This window comes from Glycomyces sp. MUSA5-2, from assembly GCF_037034145.1.
Classification (GTDB): domain Bacteria; phylum Actinomycetota; class Actinomycetes; order Mycobacteriales; family Micromonosporaceae; genus Glycomyces; species Glycomyces artemisiae.
Genome location: NZ_JBAGKG010000014.1, coordinates 40085 through 57982, shown reverse-complemented (window position 1 = coordinate 57982; position 17898 = coordinate 40085). Strand labels below are relative to the sequence as shown.

Genomic DNA, 17898 nt, shown 5'->3' with positions numbered 1-17898 from the left:
CGTGAAATGGCCCGGTTGGCGGAGATAGTACCGCTCACCCTCGTGTTGACGATCGCCGGAAGTTGTGGTGTGCTTACGTCCATGGTTGAACCGATCCGATGGGGAATCCTGGCGACCGGCGGAATCGCATCGACCTTTGTGGAAGATCTTGCCCTCCTCGACGATTGCCGCGTCACCGCTGTGGCCTCTCGATCGGCGGAGCGCGCCGCCGCGTTCGCCAAGAAGCACGACATCCCTCACGCATGGGACTCCGTCCAGGCGCTCGCCGCCGACGACGAGGTCGACATCGTGTACGTCGCGACCCCCCACTCCCACCACTACCTGCCGACCCTCCGGCTTCTGGAGGCGGGCAAGCACGTCCTGTGCGAGAAGGCGTTCGCGTACAACGCGGCGCAGGCCCGCACCATGTTCGACGTGGCCCGCGAGCACCAGCGGTTCCTCATGGAGGCCATGTGGACCCGCTGCAACCCGGCGATCCGGGAGATGCGCCGGGCCATCAAGGAGGGCATGATCGGCGAGGTCGTGTCCGTCAACGGGAACTTCGCGACCGCCGGGGACATCCCGCCCTCGCACCGGCTCCGCAACCCCGAGCTCGCGGGCGGCGCCCTGCTCGACCTCGGCGTGTACCCGGTGACGTTGGCGCACTTGGCGCTCGGCGTCCCCGAGTCGGTGTCGGCCGTGGCCGTCATGGACGAGGTGACCGGCGTCGACGCGCAGACCGCGATCACGCTCCAGTACCCGAAGGCCGTCGCGCAGCTGTCGTGCTCCTACCGCGGCGGCGCCGCGAACGAGGTCACGATCGCGGGCACCGAGGGCCGGATCGAGCTGCGCGACTACGCGTACCGGCCCAGCGGGTACACGCTGGTGCGGTACAACGAGCCGCCGCGCGAGTTCGAGGCGCCGTACGTCGGCCACGGCTACGTCCACGAGGCCCTCGAAGTGCACCGCGCGCTGCGGCAGGGCCGCCTGGAGTCGACGCTGGTGCCGCCGCAGTCGACCCTTGAGGTCATGGAGATCCTCGACGAGGTGCGGGCCCGGATCGGGCTCCGCTACCCCGGCGAGACGCACCCCAAGCAGTCGTAGACCCAAGGGGCGCTTAGTACTCGATCGCCTTCTGCGCGGCCTCGCGCTTGGCGACGATCCCCGCGTGCTTCTCGCGCAGCCACGCGACGCGCGCCTCCGCGTTCTCGATCGCGGTGTCCTCGGCCTGCTCGACGAGGATGCCGCGGCTCGCGGCCTCGTCGCGGAAGATCCGGTCCAGGTTCGGCAGGAGCGCCATGACGGGGCCGGTGAAGTACCCGGTCGCGGCCTCCTTCGTGAAGATCCAGCCCTTGTACTCGATCTCGCACACGACCTGGCGGCGGCCCGCCTCGGGGTCGCGGATCGCGAGGTCGGCGACCATGGCCCACAGGGTGAAGATCGCGGAGGTGGCCTTCTCGGAGACCCAGCCGCGGCCCGGGACCGGCGGCAGGAGCGCCTCGATCGACTCGGTGAACGTGTCGGTCGAGAGCTTCTGGAGGATCCCGTCGAGCGAGCGGGTCCGGATCGCCTTCACCTTGTGCCACTTGGCGGTCCCGCCGTCGAAGCCGACCTCCTTCGGGCCGATGTCGATCGTCCCGAAGTTGTCGAGCAGGCCCAGCAGCAGCCCGGTCCCGGTGGGCGGCTTGCTCCCCGCGGTGATGAGCTTCGCGAGGCTCCACTGCCAGTCCTCCTGGACCGGCTGCGCCGGAAGGGGAAGCCGGGCGAGCAGCTCCTCGAAGTCGCCCTCCTTGAACGCGGACTTGGTGTTCGCCGCGAAGTCCACGGCCGCGTCGCGCTTCTGCACCGCGAAGCCCGTCACGTCGTCCACTTTGCCCTTGGCGAATCCCGTTGCGGCGTCGCGCTTCTCGCGGGCGCTCTCCACGCCGACGTCGACGACCATCTTCCCTGCGTCCTGGGCGCGCTGCTTCATCTGCTCCAGGCGGTCCTTCATTCCCATGCGAGCAACATACCGGTTTCGGGCAACCGGGCGGTGACCCTGCGGCGCCGGACGGGGGCCGGGCCGCAGGACCCCTAGCGTTCGAGGTTGTCGCGGGCGCGGTCGCGCAGGTGCTCGGGCATGTCGCGGTTGACGATGCCCATGACGTCGATCTTGTCGCCGACGAGGGACTGCGCCATCTGCGCCATCTTCACCGCGTGCGTGGCGGTGGCCTCCTGGATGAGCGCCATGATCGTCGGGGACAGCGACTGGTGCTGGCGCATCGAGGACTCGTCGATGCCGATCTCGGCGACCTTGCCCTCGGCGTCGAGCTTGACGCGGATGCGGCCGTCCTCGGAGAAGACCTCCACGGCGTCGGCGCCGAGCCGCTCGCTGAGCTCGTTGAACTTCGCGAGCATCGACTCGGCCTCCGCCTGCATCTGCTCCAGGCGGCGCATCATCGCCTCGGGGTCGGTCGGGCGCTGATCGCTCATCGGGGCTCCTCGGGGTCGATGGGGGCGAGGCCGCTGCCGCCGAGGTCCTCGGGCGCCAGGGCCGTGCCCATGACGGCGCCGACGCGCTGCGCGAGGTCGGCCTGCGTGCGCCGGTCGGCGTCCCGGATCGTCTCGACGATCAACTCGCCGAGCTCGACGCCGGACAGCTGGAACGCGCTCATGCGCAGGTCGAGCACCTTGATGTTGCCGGCGGCGCCGGTCACCACGCGGACCGAGCCGTCCTCGCTGACGGCCTCGCCTTCGAGCTCGACCGCGATGCGCTCGATCTCGCGGGCCTTACGCCGCATGTCCTCGGCCGGATCCTCCGGCATACCGCTCACCTCCCGGGGCAGGCGCGGCCGGATGGGTCGGCCGCGATCACACGATGCTAACGGCACCCTGCTAGCACCGGTCACGGGTGTGAACAGGTTCGTCACTGGCGCCGGTTTGGGGGGCTTCGCTATATTGACGTCAGTCCGCTCCGCCCCCGTCGATCAGAGGTGTCCCATGGGTGAACCGGTTGGCGTCACGCCCGCCCAGCTCGAATCCGCCGAGCAGCAGCTCCGCGGGCAGGTCCCGGCCGCGCAGCAGCTCCAGGGCAAGGCCGACGACGACGGCCTCGACATGATGGCGTGGGGCGTGCCCGGCCTGTTCTTCTCCCCGGGCTACTACCAGATGCTGGGCGAGCTGCGCGAGATGTTCGAGATGCTCACCGCGGGCCTCGAAGGCCACGCCGGGCGCCTCAAGGACTGCCGCGAGTCGTGGGAGACCGCGGACATGGACACCGCGAAGGAGTTCAGCCAGTTCTCGCCCGAGGGCATCGGCGGCTCCATCCAGTGGGGCGGCTCGACGTTCACCGACGGCGACGGCAACTTCCAGATGTTCGAGATCGGCGAGTCGAAGAAGCAGTCCTACGCGAAGCCGATCTTCGGCGCGATGGACACCGTCGAGAAGATCCAGAAGGTCGGCCGCGCCGAGAACGCCGGGGAGCTCATCGGCGCCGTCGCCGACGTCTCGAACTCGCTGCTCGGCACCCTCAACGACGTCGCGCAGGCGATCACCGACCCGCTCATGTTCCTCATCTCCGCGGGTCTGGACTTCCTCATCTCGCTCATCCAGCCCATCGACGACCTCGTCGGCATGGTCACCGGCAACGGCGAGCGCATGAACCAGGAGATCCAGCGCTGGGACCCGATCAAGGACGCGCTGCCGCCGATCGGCGAGGCCGTCGCGAAGGTCCCCGAGGAGATGCTCACCGCCTGGTCGGGCAAGGACGGCGACGCCGCCCGCGAGAAGATCGCCGAGTTCGCCGAGGCCGTCGTCGACGTCGGCGACAAGATCCAGGTCATGCAGGGGCTCCTGCAGCTCACCGAGCTCATCGCGACCCTCATCCGCAAGACCCTCCTCGACATCGCCGGGAAGTGGGCGAGCCAGCAGATCATCACGTGGGCCGCGGCCGGGCCGCTCTCGGCCGTGACCTTCGGCGGCGCCGCCGTCGCCGCGATGATCAACTCGATCCGCTCCGCGATCCAGTCGATCGTCCTCGCCATCCGCCGCTACAAGACCGCCGTCGACGCGTTCCTCCAGGCCAACACCATCCTCGGCCGCGTCGTGGCGACCCTCGGCAAGGCCGCGTCGCCGCTCGCCGAGGCCGGGATCAAGTCCGTCGGCATGGTCGGCAACCTGGCCGGCTCGGGCGCGCCCTCCGACTCCTCGATCGTCGACGGGCTCAACGGCTAGTGGAGGCCGCCGGGCGCGCGTTCCGGGACCCGCAGGACGTCGACGACGCCCCGCGGGCGGCCTACCGCGACCGGGACGGGCGCCGCCACGAAGCGCCCGGCGCCCCGACGCTGCGCTTCGACTCCGTCGAGGACTACCGCGCGGGCCGCTCGGCCGCCGCCGACCCCGGGCCCGGCTCGGGCCTGCTCGACGTCCTCGTGTGCACCGCGGCCACCGCCGACCGGACCGGCGTGCTCCTCCTCGACGGCGCCCCCGTCGCCGCCGGGGACGGCCGCTACCAGGTCGAAGTCGCCCCGGGGACGCACCGGCTCGACGTCCAGGGCGCCGACGCCGCCAGCGCCCTGTTCACCGTCGCCGCGGGCGAGCGCGTCCACTTCACGACCGGGCAGGGCGTGGCCGTGCGCCACCAGGTCGACTACCGGACCCAGCTGTACCGGGTGCGCGACGCCTCCGACCTGCTGCCGGTCCTCGGCGGCCGGGCCGCGAACGTCTCCGGCGCCGGGTGCCTCATCGCCGTGGTCGGCGCGATCGCCCTGGCATTCGCGATGGTCGCCGTCCCGCTGTCGGACGGCGGGACGTTCGGCGCCGTCGCGGGCGCTATCGGCGGCGTCGGCGGGCTCGTGCTCATCGGCGGCGCGGCCATGGGCATCACCGCGACCCGCTCGCTCCACAAGCGCGCCAAGGCGAACCGCCTCGAATCCGCGCGCACCGACGGCGGCGCGACCGCGTATCCGTCCGCAGAGGACGCCCGCGGGAAGGCCCAGGGGCTGCTGGTCGTGTACGACCTGTTCCTGTACCGCCTTTCGCGGGCCGACGACGGGACCCTGGCGTACGAGGGCACCGGCGAGGCGCTCGCCCTCGCGCACGCCGGGCGCCTGCGCACCTGGATCGACGACGCCGAGGTGCCGTGCGACTGGGCCGCCTGGCACTACTCGCTTGCGCCTGGGCCGCACCGGTTCCGCGTCGACTACGACGGCGAGGCCGCAACCGAGTTCACTGTGGACGTTCCCGTGCACGGCGACGCGGCCGTGCTCCACGTCCCGGTCCGCGTCTTCCGCGTCTGGGACGGCACCGGCTTCGAGCCGCTGGCGCCGCAGATCGCGCACCGGATCACCAAGCGCGCCAAGACCGCCGTGGGCCGCGCGTACCAGAACAACGCCAACCCCGACGACTGGGTGCCGCCCCGGATCTGGCCTCCCGCTTAGCTACTGATGCCGCCGCCGCAGGTCCACGCCGGACCCGTCGGCGAGCGTGATGCGCCGGTAGAGCCCGGCGGGCTTGGTGCGCCGCAGCATCCGGGTCTTGCGGAAGCGGTGGTCCTCGTCGTACGCGTACTGCTCCCGCGGGATCTCCAGGACCGTCTCAAGTGGAACCGGCCCGTCGATCTTCGTCTCGGGACCTGAGCCGCTCCAGAACTTCCCGTAGCTCCGCTGCACGGCAACGAACGCCACCCGCCGGTCGGTGAGCACCCACCAGCCGCGCCGCCGCAGCGCGGGCGTCACGAGCCGCCCCATCATCGAGCCCTCGCCCTCGCCGCGCAGGACCACCCCGGGTCCCTTGATGCGCTTGGGCTTCCCGCTGTCGCCGCCGCTGCCGGTGATGCCGTCAGCCAGAGCCACGAACACGATCGCGATCAGCACCGAGAACACGATCCACAGCAGTGCCAGCCCGACGACCTTGGCGACCTGCTTCGCGAGCTGGCCCGCGGTCCAGCCCGGGTCCGGGATCCCGTCCAGCGCAGGCAGCTTCCACACCGGCACCGCTTCGAGCAGGCGCTCGCCGGGGCGCAGCCAGTTCTCCGGGAGCACCCGCTGCGCGTCGCGCTTGAGGTCGAGCTTCGGCGAGCGCGTTCCTGTCATCCGACGAGGCTACCGCCGCGGGCGGGCCGCACCTCTAGTAGGAGGTCTCGATGGACCTGGAGCGGAAGTCGGAGAGGCGCCAGACGTAGACGCCGACGGGCCCGGTCGCGACGGCGAGGGCGGCGGGCCAGGCGTCCTCGGCTCCGGTGGCGAGATGCTCGTCGAGGAGGTCGAGGTCGACTCGGTAGGAATACGCCGACCAGACGGCGAGGACGAGCACCAGGCACCAGCCCCACCAGGGGACGGCGGTCGCGAACAGCCCGCGCCCGGTCGCGGCGAGGGCCGCGTTGACGAGGGCGAGGGCCGCGAGTCCTGTTGCGGCGGTGGCGGGCACGACGACGAGGGACGCCCTGGTCCCCCAGGGCGCGCGCCGGATCGCGAGGGCGGCGAGGCCGGTGAGCACGGTCCCGAGCAGGGCGTTGGCGAGGAGCCCGCCCGAGCCGAGGTCGAAGGCGGTGCCGAGCCAGGCGAGGAGGCAGCCCTGCGCGACCGCGTAGAGCGCGGCCACCGCTGCGCTCGTGACGGGCCGGAACGTGCCGTAGACGAGCACCGCGGCGACGATCGCGAATCCAGCGGCGCCGATGAGGTTCGCGGTCAGTCCCGGCCACTCGCCGCCGGGCGGCCACTCGCTCGGCTCGGCCGCCCACGCGGACATGGCGGTCCAGGCGACGGCGCCCGATATGAGGGTGGCGGCCAGCAATGCCGCGGCGCGGTTCAAGACCTGCTCCGCGCTGATCGGGGCGAAGTGCGGGGATCGCGTCTCCCGATGCTTGAGAAGGCGCCTGAGGAGTCTGTTGCCGCGTGCCATTCCGTGCCGTTCTCCATTGCGATTCCTGGGGCGGATTCAGGCTACGACAGTCGTTCCGACCGGCTTGCACTGGTTGACTACACTTGGTGACGCCCGCATCTCCCGCCCCTCGGAGTGAACCGATGACATGGATCAATGTCGATGCCGAAACGCTGCGCCAAGCGGCCGCCGCCCTGCACGAGTCGGAAGGCGAGATCCAGACCCTCGCCGATAATGCGAAAGAGGCCGACCCCGAATGGTGGATGTGGGGTGTGGCCGGTCTGGTGATGGCTCCGGCGTATTTCGCACTCGCCGATTACTTCCATTCCGCTGTAACGGATTCGGTCGAGGCCGTGTCCGGCCTGGCCGACCGCATCCAGGCGTGCGCCGACGAGCACGCCGGCAACGACGCGGCCATCGCGGCCGAACTGGAGCGCATCGGCGGCGATCTCAGGGGAGGCAAGTGATGTCCGACGACGTCAAGGAGCCGACCTGGGACGAGCAGGCGCCCCACCAGTCCGACACGCCCGCGGTCAGCGGCGGCGACGCCTGGAAGGCCGTGACCGGCCAGGGCTCCCCGGACGCGAGCAGCGACGGCGGACTGATCCACCAGGCCGTCGACGGCTACCGCAACCCCGACGGCACCACGACGAAGGCGACCTCGACGGGACTGAACGTCTTCAAGAGCGTCGCCTCTCCCGTTGTCGCCGTGCAGAACACGATCATCAACGCCGGGAAGATCGAGGGCCTGACCGACTGGGACGGCTACGCGAACCTGGTGACCGGCCTGGCCGGGGACATCACGGCCGTGCAGGGCGCTTCGGAGGAGTTCTGGAACTTCGTCGAGGGCGTCACCGACCCGAAGTTTGACCCGGTGCAGTGGCTCGCGGGCACGCTCATCGACTTCCTCATCCAGATCTTCCAGCCGCTGGAGGACCTCGTCGGCATCGTCTCCGGCAACGAGACCCGCATGAAGACTTCCGCGTCGATGTGGAACTCGGTCTCCCAGGGCGCGCCGCAGGTCGGCGAGTACATCGCCGCGGCGGGCGGCGACATCCTCGCCGACTGGCAGGGCGAGGACGGCGACGCGGCCCGCATGCGCGTCTCCGAAGCCGCCGAGGTCATCAACGGGCTCGGGTACCTCGCCGTCGGCATGGAAGGCCTCCTGACGTGCATGGCCGACCTCGCCAAAGCCCTCCGCCAGGACATCGTCGACCTCCTCGCCAAAGGCGTCTCCTGGGCCCTGACCCGGCTCCTCCCCCAGGTCGCCGCGGGCATCGCGACCTTCGGCGCGACCGTCGCCACCGCGATCGTCGACGCCGTCTACAAGGTCGCCTCGATGCTCCTCAAGGCCTTCAACCGCATCCGCCAGGCCACGAGCATCTTCGCGCGGGCCGCACAGGTCCTCGCGAAGATCTGGGCGGTTCTGGAGAAGATCAAACCGGTCCTCGAATTCCTCAAGGACCACAAGAACGCGATCGTCACAGGCGCCGGCATGGTCGAGCAGGCCACCGGCTGACCAAGGGACGCAACAAATGATCGGGCCGGTGGCGAATCGCCACCGGCCCGATCGTCTTACCTTGTCTCGCTACGCGTAGGGGTCGTCCTTCTCATTCCCGATCCCCCACACGTCGTCGTCCTCGGTGAGCCAGGTGCCGTTCTCGCCGTTCTCATCACCGGGCCCGCCCACGCCGCCGCGCCCGCCGCCGGCGCCCATCATGCCGCCGGCCATGCCGCGGCCGCCGGCACCGGCGCCCATCTTGCCGCCCATGCCACCGGGCCTGCGGCCCCCGGCACCTGCGCCGCCAGCGCCGCGACCGGCACCGCCGGCGCCCATCATGCCGCCCATGCCACCGGCGCCGATACCGCCGCCGACGCCACCGCCGAGGCCACCGCCGGCACCGCCTCCGGGCAGGCCACCGCCGGCGCCGCCGCCGGGAAGACCGCCGCCGCCGAGACCGCCACCGCCGCCACCGGCCAGACCACCCGAAGGCAGGTCGTCGGGGTCGGGCGTGGACGGCTCCCACGGGTTGTCGTCGAGCCCGCCCGGGTCGTTGCCGCCCGGGAGGTCAGGGCTGCCGGGGAGGCTCGGGTTGTCCGGGTTGCCGGGCATGTCCGGAGTCGACGGCGACACCGGCTTCATGCCGCCCGGGGGCTTCATGTCGCCGAGCCCGGGGGGCGTCCCGCCGCCGGGGGGCGAACCGCCGTCGAGGCCGCCGGGGGGCTCGGTGTTGCCGTCGTTGAAGGTCGTCGGCTCCGACTGCCCCGCTTCGGGCTTGATCTCGGTGACCGCCATGTTGGTGTTGCTGGTGCGGTCCGTGATGTCCTCGTTGACCTGGGTGGCCTGCGCTTGCAGCTCCTCCTGGCCGTCGGTGCCGAGGCTGTCGGTCGCGTCCTTGGCGTACTCGTCGGCGCGGGTGCGGGCGAGCTCCTCGCCGCGCATCCCGTCCTCTTCGTAGTCCGGGTACTGGTTCGTGTACTCGATGTACGCGTTGTACGTCCGCTCGCGCTCTTCCTGGACCTCGTCGACGATGGTGCTGTCGAACCCGGCCCACTCCATGGCGACCTTGGTCTCGTCGTCCGGGAACACCTCGCACTCGGGGAAGTACGGCGGCCGGATGTGGATCTTGTGCGAGCAGGCCGCGGCGTCTTCGAGGTGGAACTTCGGCGAGGGGTAGGGGCACTCGTCCCCGCCCTGCTGAGCCAGGATTTCCGACGCCTTGTCATTGAGGTTCTTGACGGCCCCGCCGAGGCTCGTGTCCTCGCCCCAGATGTCGCCGAGCACCTTCTGGCAGTTCTTGATGACCTTCTCGACCTGCTCCTCGAAGGCGTCGTAGTCGTCGCCCTGCCATTCCTCCGCGAGTGTGGTCAAACCGTTCTTGAGTTCCACCGGAATGTCGCTGAGGCTGCCGCACAGCGTCACCCACAAACTGCTGATCTTGGTGATCGCGTAGTTGTCCGGATCCGCCGGCCGCAGCGAAGCCACGAGCGAAGCGATCGACTCGCCGTTCGGGAGCGCGTAGGACTGGATCTCGCGCGACGGCCGGATGTTCGCGGTCGCTCCATCGCCATTGGGCACCGCCGACATGAGCTTGAGCCAGGCTTCCTCCGCCGGGTCGACCGTCTTTGCAGTGCACTCGCTGAGCCCGCAGGTGGGGGTCTTCATCAGCTCGTTGATCCGAGCCTGGATCGCGGAGTTCGCGATCCCCTCCTGGGCGTCGCCGTACTCTTCGGTCTCGAATTCTTCGGCCATGTCTAGAGCCCGCTCTCTTTCTTGGCGAGGAGGTCCGAGTAGGTCGTCGGCATATAGTCGTTCAGCATCCAGTCGACGATCGACTCATCGGTGAAGGGGTAGACCGGGTCCGCGCCATCCTGGACGGCGGGGTCGGTCGTGTAATCGATGAAAACGTAGAGGACGAGATCGCCCTTGTAGGCGATCGCATCAGCGTTAAACCCGGTGTTCGACGCCCCCGCATAGTAATAGGAGCCGTCCCAGTCGCCCTCGATTTCGCCTTCCTGCACGTTCGAGTACTCGGTTCCACCGGTCTCGATGGCCTCTTTCAGCTGGTCGACACGCTCCTGGAAGTTCTCGGCCGCCTCCGAGTCGGATTCCCACGGAGCCACGCCGACATCGATGTTCGCGGTACCGGGAATCTCCTTGTCACCGGTGACCTCGTTCTCCATGAGGTAGACAGCCAGGTTCGCCGCCCCGCCGCAGTTGAACGCCTCCCCGTCAAGGCCGCCGGGGATGTCGCTGGACATGATCCCGTTGGTGCCCCAGTCAGTGACACCCATGAAGTCTTGTACCGCCTGGACGTCGTCGAGCGCCTCGCAGCCGTCCCACTCGGCCATCACGCCGTACGAGCTGGAACCGGAGCTGTCGCCGCCGCCGTCGGGGTTGTTCGTGCCGTTCTCACCGGGCACCGGGGGTTCGTTGCCGCCGCAGCCGGTCAGCAGGAGGCCGGCGGCGCCCGCGACGGCGAGGCCCCGGATGAAGGTCAGGTTTCGGGTCACGTTGGTGGATCCTCTCTCTCGGTCGCCCGGTTGCCGGCTGACCACTCTCACAGCTGGTTGTCGAAGTCCTGGCCGCTGGCGTCGTCGGAGTCCTCGTGCTGCTTGGCAGTGTCTTCGAGGGAGTTGACGATGCCGTCGAGGGCTTCCCGCAGCGCCTGGAGGTTGTTCCAGGTGGTCTCGTGGAACGTCGTGTACGTCGTACGTGCCTGCTCAGACCCGTCCAGCACCCCGAACGCGGGCAGCTTGCCGAGGGGCTGCCCGTTCCTCATCTGGGAGATGATCTCGTCCTCAAGCTTGTCGAGCTGCGCTTGGACAGTGCGCTGGTAGGCGCGCAGCGCTTCTGGATCGACCTTCGGCATCGCATTTCCTGTCTGTGAGTTCAGTACCTGCGGTACGGTCCCCCGACGTGCGGTCGGACTCCATCGCGCCAGGACGCGGTGGGCAACTGCGGAATCGGGGCGCTGCCTGACGTCCTTCGGGGGGATTACGCGGGTCTCGGCGGTAAGTTCACGGTTCAGGTTAGCAGGGGTGTGCAAACCGTGCGCCTGTAGACAACCGGGTCGTCACGCATGGTGACCACCGGCTGCGACATGCGGAAAGGGGCCGGTTCAGGCGTAGAGGTCGTCGCCGTCGGCGAGGTTGCGGAGGTCGGTGGCGGTCTGGTGGTCGACGGTGCCGCCGTTGTCGATGGCGGACTGGAGGCCGGCGCGGAGGCCGTGGAGGGTGCCGCGGAGGTACTGGAGGTTGCGCCAGGTGGTGGCGTGGAAGTCGGCGTATTCGGCGGCGGCGTGCTCGGTGGCGCCGGGAGAGGAGCCGAAGGCGGGCGCTTTCTTCAGGGCGCCGTCGCGCAGGGACGGGACGATGTCGTTCTCCAGCTCGTCGATGAGGTCGCCGAGGAACTGCCGGTAGCGTTCGAGCGCGGCGGGGTCGAAGGCGCGGTTGGCCATGCGGGGGCTCCTTGTCTAGGCGTAGGGGTCGTCGTCCTCGTTGACGAAGCCCCACATGTTCGCGTCTTCGACCAGGTCGACGTCGGGTTCGCGGTCCTTGTCGTCGGCGGGCGCGCCGCGCCCGGCCGCGCCGGGGGCGCCCATCATCGGGGCGCCGCCGCCGCGGGGGGCGGCGGCAGCGGCCGAGGCACCCGCGACCGTCGCCGCGGCAGGGGCGGCGAACGAGGTGGGGCCCGCGCCGCCGTTCGAGACCGGGGACGCGGCCGCAGGAGAGGCGAAAACGCCGCCGCCGAACGGGGCCGCGCCGGGAGCGGTGCCGCCGCTGGCGAGGCCGCCCGAGGCGCCGTCGTCCTCGGCGGGCTCCTCGGCGTCCCCGGCGGGCGGGTCGCCCGCAGGCGGTTCCAGGGACGGGTCCTCGGTGGCGCGCGGGGAGGAGGCCCCGGCGGGCTGGTCCATCGGCGGGGGTTCGAGGTCCATGTAGGCGGGGTCGGCGGCGGCCGGGTACGGCTTGTCGCTGCGGACGGTGCGCACCGACCGCTCCTCGCCGTCGGTGTCGGCGCTGCGCTGGCTCACGTCGTCGTCGACCTCGGCCTGGCGGGCGTCGTAAGCGCCCCAGCTCTGGTCGACGAGGGTCCCGTAGTGCTCGACGGCGTCGGCGACGGCGAGCTCCTTCGCCTCTTCGACGGTGAGGCCCTTCGTCGGGTCGAGGCCTTCGCGCTCGATGGTGACGGGGCTGGAGTAGTAGTCGATGTAGTGGACGATCCGCTCGTCGATGTAGTCGATGACCTCGGTGGCGAGGTCGGGTTCGGCGCCGCCGAGGGCGAGCACGTGCTCGGCGTCCTGGCAGGTGTACTGGAGGCAGTCGCCGTGCCACCAGGCGGGCCGCACGTGCACGGACACCCAGCTGTGCCATTCGCCGTCGATCCAGAACTGCGGTGCGGGATAGGGGATCTCGCCGGAGTCGCCGCCCTGGATCGCGTACAGGGCGTCCTCGGTCGCCTGGAGGCTCGCGACGGTGGCGTCGACGTCGTCGATGAGGTCCTCGACGAGCTCGCGGGTCTGCCCGCAGGCGGCCTCGAACACGTCGAAGTCGGTGCCGGACCAGCCTTCGGCGAGGTCGGCGAGGTTGGAGCGGATCCGCTCGGACCAGTCGGCGAGGCGGCCGGAGACGTCATCGGTCCAGGCGGCGCGCAGGCGCGCGAGGGAGTGCGCGTCGGCCTCCGCGGGGCGGACCGCGGCGACGGCGTCGCGGAAGTCGGCCTCCGTCGGGTACGCCATCCCGGACTCCTTGGGCCGCAGCCGGAACAGCTGCCGCTCGACCGGCACGGCCGACACCAACTGCTGCCAGGCCTGCTCGGAGGGGTGCGCGGTCGCGTTGCCGCACGCGGCGTTCGAGCAGCCGGGCCGCACCGCGACGATGGCCTCGTCGGGCTGGGTCTCGATGTCGGGGGCGGGCGCGACGGACCCGAACGCGGGCGCGCTGGCGGCCGGGGCGGCAGGGTCGAGGCCCTGGTACGAGTCGTTGTCGCTCATCGATACTCACCTCGCGAGGGGACGGGTGGCCGGTCCCCCACACGGTACCAACTGGAGGCGCCCCGCGACAGCACTCACGGCCGCGGCCGCAGGAGCAACGCGGCGAGCGCGACAGGCACCACCAGGAAGACGATCACGACGACGACGGGGGCGAGGTGCGCGGCGGTGCCGGTCCCGGCCGTCCACGCCGTGGGACGGCCCCACCAGTCCGGGTGCAGCGGCGCGGGCTCGACCAGGAACGCGTCGAGCACCGCACCTTCTTTACAGCGGCCGTCGACCTCGACGTCGACCTCCACTGCGGGCCCGCCGCCGTCCGGGGTGAAGGTCCCGGTGCACACCTCGTCGCCGCTGCCGGCGGTGAAGCCCTGCTCGACCACGACCGTGCCGTGCGTCCCGGCCCCGTCCGCAGCGGCCCGGAACTCGAAGTAGCGCACCAGGGTCGCGGCGAGCGCGAGCAGCGGCACGGCCACGGCCAGCGCCAGCACGATACGGGCCCTCAGCGCCATTCGACCGACTCGGGGTTGGTGAACCGGTCGGGCGCGTGGTCCTCCCACAGGTTCAGCAGCGAGTCGGGGATGCCGAGGGCGGGGCCACCGCCGTCGAAGAGCGCGCCGGTCTCGCCGTCGCCCTTGTACATCGGGAAGATCGAGGAGACGCCTTGGAAGACGTGCATGGCGTTGGTGACGGAGGCGTGGCGGCCGCCGGGGGTCATGGTGGCGACGTTGATGCCGTAGACGAGGAGCCCTTCGAGCATGTTGGCGAGCCCGGCCCCGGCGATGTCGAGCGGGTCGACGGGGTTGCCCTTGATCTTCTGGTACCCGAAGGTGACGGCGGTGAGGCCCCCGGTGAGGGCGGCGCAGCCGGTCGACACGGCGATGAGGTACGCCTCGAAGCTCTTCATGGAGGCGACGAGGCTGGTGGCGACGGTCTGGGCGCTGGCCATGATGGCGGGGGCGCCGGGGGCGGTGAGGACTCCGGCGAGCGCGGCGAGGTAGGCGGCGAGGAAGGCGTCCATGACGACGGTGCAGGCGGTGAGGAACAGCCAGTAGACGGTGAGCATGGCGGCGAACGCGAGGAGCTGGGCGCCGATGAGGAACGCGGTGACGGCGAGCTCCTGGAGCTGGGCCTTGACGTTCGCGGCGGAGGCGCGGAACGCGTCGGCGTCGTCGCCGGACCAGTTGCCGTCGTTGACGGTGTCGACCTCGGCCTGGAGGGCCTCGGCGGCGGCGGTGTTCTTCTCGGCCAGGGAGACCCAGGCTCCGGCGGCTTTGAGGATGTCGCCGGGGTTGCACTGGTTGAGGTAGATGCTGGTGGCCATGGACTGGACGGCGAGGCCGAAGACGATCGCGGGCGGCGCGATGGCGACGGCGCAGGATTTGATGACGCCGTTGTAGTACGGCGACATCTCCTCGCCTGCGTCGTAGAGGCTCTGCCCGGTTGACATGCGGCGGCCCCCTCAGTTGCCGCCGAACGCCCGGGCGCAGGCGTCGTCGGTGTCGGTCATGTCCTGGGCGCAGGCGTCGAGGGCGTCGCGCATCTGGCGGAAGCCCTCGGCGGCGCCGGCCATGGACTCGGTGACGGTGGCGGTCGCGAGGGAGTACGCGGCGGCCATGGGGAGGGTGACGGTGGTGTAGAGGCTGCGGTCGATGGCGCTGAGCTCGGGGAGGTCCTCGTTGGTGGATTCGAGGACGGGGACCACGTTGGCGTCGATGCCCGCGCCGAGGCCGCGGACGAACTCGGGGTCGAAGATCCGGGTCATGTGCGTCCTGCCTTCCTCTGGAGGGTCTCGTTGGCCTTGGCGATCCCGTCGAGGATGCGGCCGGTGGCCTCGCCCGCGCGCGCGGCGTCCTCGGGGGCATTGTCGATCGTCTCCGCCACTTCCCCGGGGAGGCCGGCGTGCGCGCGGTCTTCGGCGAGGCGGCGGACCTCGTCGCGGGCGCGGGCGATGAGTCCGGTGAGGGCCTCGCCGAGGCCGTCGATGCCGCGGCTGCGGGCGTCGGGTCCGATCCACACTCCGGCGACGGCGCGTTCGGAGCTGGAGGTGACGGAGCAGTCGCCTTCGTCGGTGAAGACTTCGGCGGTGAGGACCTCGCGGGCGGGTTCGGCGCGGGCGGTCTGGGCGGCGCGCATGGCGTTGAGGACGCCGTCGAGGCGGTTGGCGATGGCGCGGTCGAACTCGGGGTCGCGGCTGAGGGTGTTCGCGGGGGCCTCGATGCCGAGGCGGCCGCGGACGGCGGCGGCGAAGTCCTCGTAGCCGCCGGTGGCGGCGGCCTGCTGGAGTCCGGCGACGGCGTCGATGCCTGACGCGAGGTTCGCGTCGGACTCGGCGCCGGGCCGCGGGAGGGTCCCGGCGAGTTCGACGATGAGTTTGGCGATCGAGGCGGGCGGCTGGCCGAAGCCGGTGGTGGTGATCTCGACGGTGATGCGGCCGTCGAGCACGCGGAGCGTCACGTGCTCGTCGAGGTCGGTGAGGACCCGGTCGGCGTCGTTCACAGTCGCGGCTCGCTTCGCTGGAGGTCACTCCGAGGATAGCGAACCGCGCTCACAGTGACCGACCGCGTTTCGAAGCCGCCGGTGCTCAGGCGGTGCGGTCGGCTCCGGCTTCGGTGCGCCCGTTGTCGCCGTTCTCTAGAGGCCAGACGGTGGCCTCGACGGAGCCGACGAGTTCGAGGGGGCCGACGAGGGAGGCGGTGCGGGCGACGGTGAAGTCGTCGAGCGCGAGGAGGCTGATGCCGCCGCGGCTCTGGGCGACGGCGGCGTAGAACGCGCCGGTGCCCTTGTCCTGGAAGACCCAGCCGGGGCGGGTGTCGGTGGGGATGGTGGGGACGCCGGGGCGGGCCGCGGGGAGGCTCCCGGTGGAGGTGAGGTCGGGGGCGTACGGCGACTGGGGGGCCTGGCGCGGCTCGGGCGCGTACTGGTGCGGCTGGTCCTGCGGGTCGGGTTCCACGGGCGTCTCCGTGTAGTCGGGGATCTGGTAGCGGGTCGGGTCGCCGGAGACCGGGATCGGCGGCGGGGCCGCGTGGTGGTCGGGGACGGCGATCAGGGTCCGCATCTCGATCTTGCCAGCGACGACGCTGACGAGCCACAGCCCGGCGGCGAGGGCGAGGAGGTCCACGCCCACGGCGAGGAGTACCCGCAGGTTGGCGTTCAAACCGGTGCCGAACTGGGCGAGGGAGAACAGCCCGGCGGCGAGGGCGAAGACGACGAGTCCGGCGAGGGCGCCGGTCATGACGGCGGGGCGGCCGAGGCGGGGGGCGGGGGCGGAGGGCCACTTCTCGGAGGCGCGGACGCCGCCGAGGGCGGCGGCGGCGAGCGCGGCCACCGCGAGACCGGCGACGGCGAAGGCGACGGCCGCGGCGGTGAGCCGGCCGGCGATGTCGTCGATGTAGTCCATGGTGGTCTCCGCGAGGTCGGTGCTCGGCCGGTGGGCCGGCGGATCGGGCTGGCCCGTGAGGGCTGTCGGGCTCTATTGTGCGGTGCCGCTTGAGCGTAGGGCACCCGGCTCTCCCAGTTTAGTGTCGGATTGCCGACACGGAGTGATCGCGGCCATCGGATTGATACTTCCCGGCTTATCTGTTTCAGTTGCGGTTGTCCGGTCTCACGGTCGCTCTTCGAGCCGACGAAGGTGCGTTCCGTCAGGGGTCCGGCATATGATGAGGGCAGACCCCGCAATGGGTTGGGAGACAAGAAACATGAGTGAAAATTGCGTTACGTGAGGTTCTAGTGGCTCGTGTGACGGAAGGATGGGACTGATGACTGTAAGAGAGACACTCTGGACGGTGGCCGCGCACGCCCAGGCCGGCGCCGAGATCAACACGCAGGGGATCATCGGGTTCTTCCTGTCCAAGATCGCCCCGATCCTCCTGGCCATCCTCGGCCTCATCTTCATCGCCCGGGCGAACAAGGGCGAGGTCAGCCGCGTCCTCACCTCGTCGACGATCGCGATCATCGGCATCGCGTTCATCGCGGGCGCGGTGGTCCTGGTCGCCGTCGGCGGCGGCCTGGTCGACGTGCTGTTCAGCCAAGAGGACTAGCATCCCGCATCGCCCCTTAGAGGAAGGCCGGACGGAGGACGCCCATGCGCTTGCGCACCGACGACGACATCTACCGTGCCCGCCTGCTGTACCTCGGCCCTCCCGGGTACACGCTCCCCGTCCACCTCCCGTACGGGCAGTACGGCGCGTTCGCCGCGCTGCTGGCGCTGTTCATGTTCGTCCGCTGGGCCTTCACCGGCGACGTCGACCTGTTCCCCGCCATCGAGATCTCCCTCGCCCTCGTGACGACCTCGCTGATCTTCCGCTACGTCGACGCCGACCGGCCCGCGACCACGGTCCTGCGCACCCTGCTCACCGACTGGAAGCACACGCGCGACTCCGGCCACGAGGTCCGCATCCCGGCGTTCACGACCCGTTCGATCCGCCTGCGGCCCACGCTCGTGGAGCCCGTCCGAACTGAGGAGCGCCTATGAGCGGCGAGGACCGCCGTCAGCCCGTCGCCAAGTTCTCCGCCCCCCGGCCGCCCGCGCCGGTGCGGGACCGGGAGCGGCCTTCCGGCGACCTCGGCGACG

General features: G+C 70.7%; 22 protein-coding genes. 7 read left to right on the top strand and 15 right to left on the bottom strand.

Annotated elements, in window-relative coordinates; all coding sequences use genetic code 11:
* The first annotated feature begins 81 nt into the window (after nucleotides 1-81).
* Complete coding sequence (locus tag WA640_RS27280) at nucleotides 82-1083, top strand: Gfo/Idh/MocA family protein (RefSeq protein ID WP_106363038.1); 1002 nt, start codon at nucleotides 82-84, stop codon at nucleotides 1081-1083.
* A gap of 13 nt (nucleotides 1084-1096) precedes the next feature.
* Here the strand turns inward: WA640_RS27280 and WA640_RS27275 are convergent, their stop codons facing one another.
* The 3 genes from WA640_RS27275 to WA640_RS27265 form a co-directional block, all read right to left on the bottom strand.
* Nucleotides 1097-1978, bottom strand: a complete 882-nt coding sequence (locus tag WA640_RS27275) for a hypothetical protein (RefSeq protein WP_335992003.1) — start codon at nucleotides 1976-1978, stop codon at nucleotides 1097-1099.
* 74 nt (nucleotides 1979-2052) lie between these two features.
* Nucleotides 2053-2451 carry a YbaB/EbfC family nucleoid-associated protein gene (locus tag WA640_RS27270; RefSeq protein ID WP_106363036.1) on the bottom strand — a complete coding sequence of 133 codons (399 nt, stop codon included), beginning with the start codon at nucleotides 2449-2451 and terminating at the stop codon, nucleotides 2053-2055.
* A complete protein-coding gene (locus WA640_RS27265) occupies nucleotides 2448-2783 on the bottom strand; it encodes a YbaB/EbfC family nucleoid-associated protein (protein ID WP_335992001.1) in 336 nt (111 codons plus the stop codon). Before WA640_RS27265 ends, WA640_RS27270 begins: the two co-directional genes overlap by 4 nt.
* Before the next feature lie 175 nt (nucleotides 2784-2958).
* Between WA640_RS27265 and WA640_RS27260 the strand changes: the two genes are divergently transcribed.
* Together WA640_RS27260 and WA640_RS27255 are read left to right on the top strand one after the other, a co-directional pair.
* Nucleotides 2959-4191 (top strand): hypothetical protein, encoded by a 1233-nt coding sequence (locus tag WA640_RS27260; protein WP_335992000.1) that lies wholly within the window; start codon nucleotides 2959-2961, stop codon nucleotides 4189-4191.
* On the top strand, nucleotides 4191-5396 hold the full coding sequence (locus WA640_RS27255; protein WP_335991999.1) for a hypothetical protein: 1206 nt from the start codon (nucleotides 4191-4193) through the stop codon (nucleotides 5394-5396). The genes WA640_RS27260 and WA640_RS27255 overlap by 1 nt, the downstream gene beginning before the upstream one ends.
* Here the strand turns inward: WA640_RS27255 and WA640_RS27250 are convergent, their stop codons facing one another.
* Nucleotides 5397-6050: a hypothetical protein gene (locus tag WA640_RS27250; RefSeq protein ID WP_335991997.1), complete on the bottom strand. Its 654-nt coding sequence runs from the start codon at nucleotides 6048-6050 to the stop codon at nucleotides 5397-5399.
* Between the two features lie 34 nt (nucleotides 6051-6084).
* Nucleotides 6085-6858, bottom strand: coding sequence for a Bax inhibitor-1/YccA family membrane protein (locus tag WA640_RS27245; protein ID WP_335991995.1), 774 nt, complete (start codon nucleotides 6856-6858; stop codon nucleotides 6085-6087).
* A 122-nt stretch (nucleotides 6859-6980) separates the two neighbouring features.
* On the opposite strand from WA640_RS27245, the gene WA640_RS27240 reads away from it, so the two are divergent.
* Entirely contained in the window at nucleotides 6981-7304 is a 324-nt protein-coding gene (locus WA640_RS27240; protein ID WP_335991993.1) for a type VII secretion target, read from the top strand.
* On the top strand, nucleotides 7304-8356 hold the full coding sequence (locus WA640_RS27235) for a hypothetical protein (RefSeq protein WP_335991992.1): 1053 nt from the start codon (nucleotides 7304-7306) through the stop codon (nucleotides 8354-8356). The genes WA640_RS27240 and WA640_RS27235 overlap by 1 nt, the downstream gene beginning before the upstream one ends.
* Before the next feature lie 69 nt (nucleotides 8357-8425).
* Here the strand turns inward: WA640_RS27235 and WA640_RS27230 are convergent, their stop codons facing one another.
* The 10 genes from WA640_RS27230 to WA640_RS27185 all read right to left on the bottom strand — a co-directional run bounded on the left by WA640_RS27230 (nucleotide 8426) and on the right by WA640_RS27185 (nucleotide 16725).
* Entirely contained in the window at nucleotides 8426-10090 is a 1665-nt protein-coding gene (locus tag WA640_RS27230) for a hypothetical protein (RefSeq protein WP_335991990.1), read from the bottom strand.
* Nucleotides 10091-10092: 2 nt separating this feature from the next.
* On the bottom strand, nucleotides 10093-10851 hold the full coding sequence (locus WA640_RS27225) for a hypothetical protein (protein ID WP_335991988.1): 759 nt from the start codon (nucleotides 10849-10851) through the stop codon (nucleotides 10093-10095).
* Nucleotides 10852-10898: 47 nt separating this feature from the next.
* Entirely contained in the window at nucleotides 10899-11210 is a 312-nt protein-coding gene (locus WA640_RS27220; RefSeq protein ID WP_106363027.1) for a hypothetical protein, read from the bottom strand.
* A 249-nt stretch (nucleotides 11211-11459) separates the two neighbouring features.
* Nucleotides 11460-11798 carry a hypothetical protein gene (locus WA640_RS27215; RefSeq protein ID WP_106363026.1) on the bottom strand — a complete coding sequence of 113 codons (339 nt, stop codon included), beginning with the start codon at nucleotides 11796-11798 and terminating at the stop codon, nucleotides 11460-11462.
* A gap of 15 nt (nucleotides 11799-11813) precedes the next feature.
* Entirely contained in the window at nucleotides 11814-13331 is a 1518-nt protein-coding gene (locus WA640_RS27210; RefSeq protein WP_335991986.1) for a hypothetical protein, read from the bottom strand.
* Between the two features lie 74 nt (nucleotides 13332-13405).
* Complete coding sequence (locus WA640_RS27205; protein ID WP_335991985.1) at nucleotides 13406-13837, bottom strand: hypothetical protein; 432 nt, start codon at nucleotides 13835-13837, stop codon at nucleotides 13406-13408.
* Nucleotides 13828-14775 (bottom strand): WXG100 family type VII secretion target, encoded by a 948-nt coding sequence (locus WA640_RS27200; RefSeq protein WP_335991984.1) that lies wholly within the window; start codon nucleotides 14773-14775, stop codon nucleotides 13828-13830. The genes WA640_RS27205 and WA640_RS27200 overlap by 10 nt, the downstream gene beginning before the upstream one ends.
* A gap of 12 nt (nucleotides 14776-14787) precedes the next feature.
* On the bottom strand, nucleotides 14788-15090 hold the full coding sequence (locus WA640_RS27195) for a hypothetical protein (RefSeq protein ID WP_106363023.1): 303 nt from the start codon (nucleotides 15088-15090) through the stop codon (nucleotides 14788-14790).
* Complete coding sequence (locus WA640_RS27190) at nucleotides 15087-15824, bottom strand: hypothetical protein (RefSeq protein WP_335991982.1); 738 nt, start codon at nucleotides 15822-15824, stop codon at nucleotides 15087-15089. The genes WA640_RS27195 and WA640_RS27190 overlap by 4 nt, the downstream gene beginning before the upstream one ends.
* Before the next feature lie 85 nt (nucleotides 15825-15909).
* Entirely contained in the window at nucleotides 15910-16725 is an 816-nt protein-coding gene (locus WA640_RS27185) for a hypothetical protein (RefSeq protein WP_181245668.1), read from the bottom strand.
* 358 nt (nucleotides 16726-17083) lie between these two features.
* On the opposite strand from WA640_RS27185, the gene WA640_RS27180 reads away from it, so the two are divergent.
* Together WA640_RS27180 and WA640_RS27175 are read left to right on the top strand one after the other, a co-directional pair.
* Entirely contained in the window at nucleotides 17084-17365 is a 282-nt protein-coding gene (locus WA640_RS27180; RefSeq protein ID WP_106363021.1) for a hypothetical protein, read from the top strand.
* Between the two features lie 44 nt (nucleotides 17366-17409).
* Nucleotides 17410-17799: a hypothetical protein gene (locus tag WA640_RS27175; protein ID WP_335991981.1), complete on the top strand. Its 390-nt coding sequence runs from the start codon at nucleotides 17410-17412 to the stop codon at nucleotides 17797-17799.
* The last annotated feature ends 99 nt before the right edge of the window (nucleotides 17800-17898 follow it).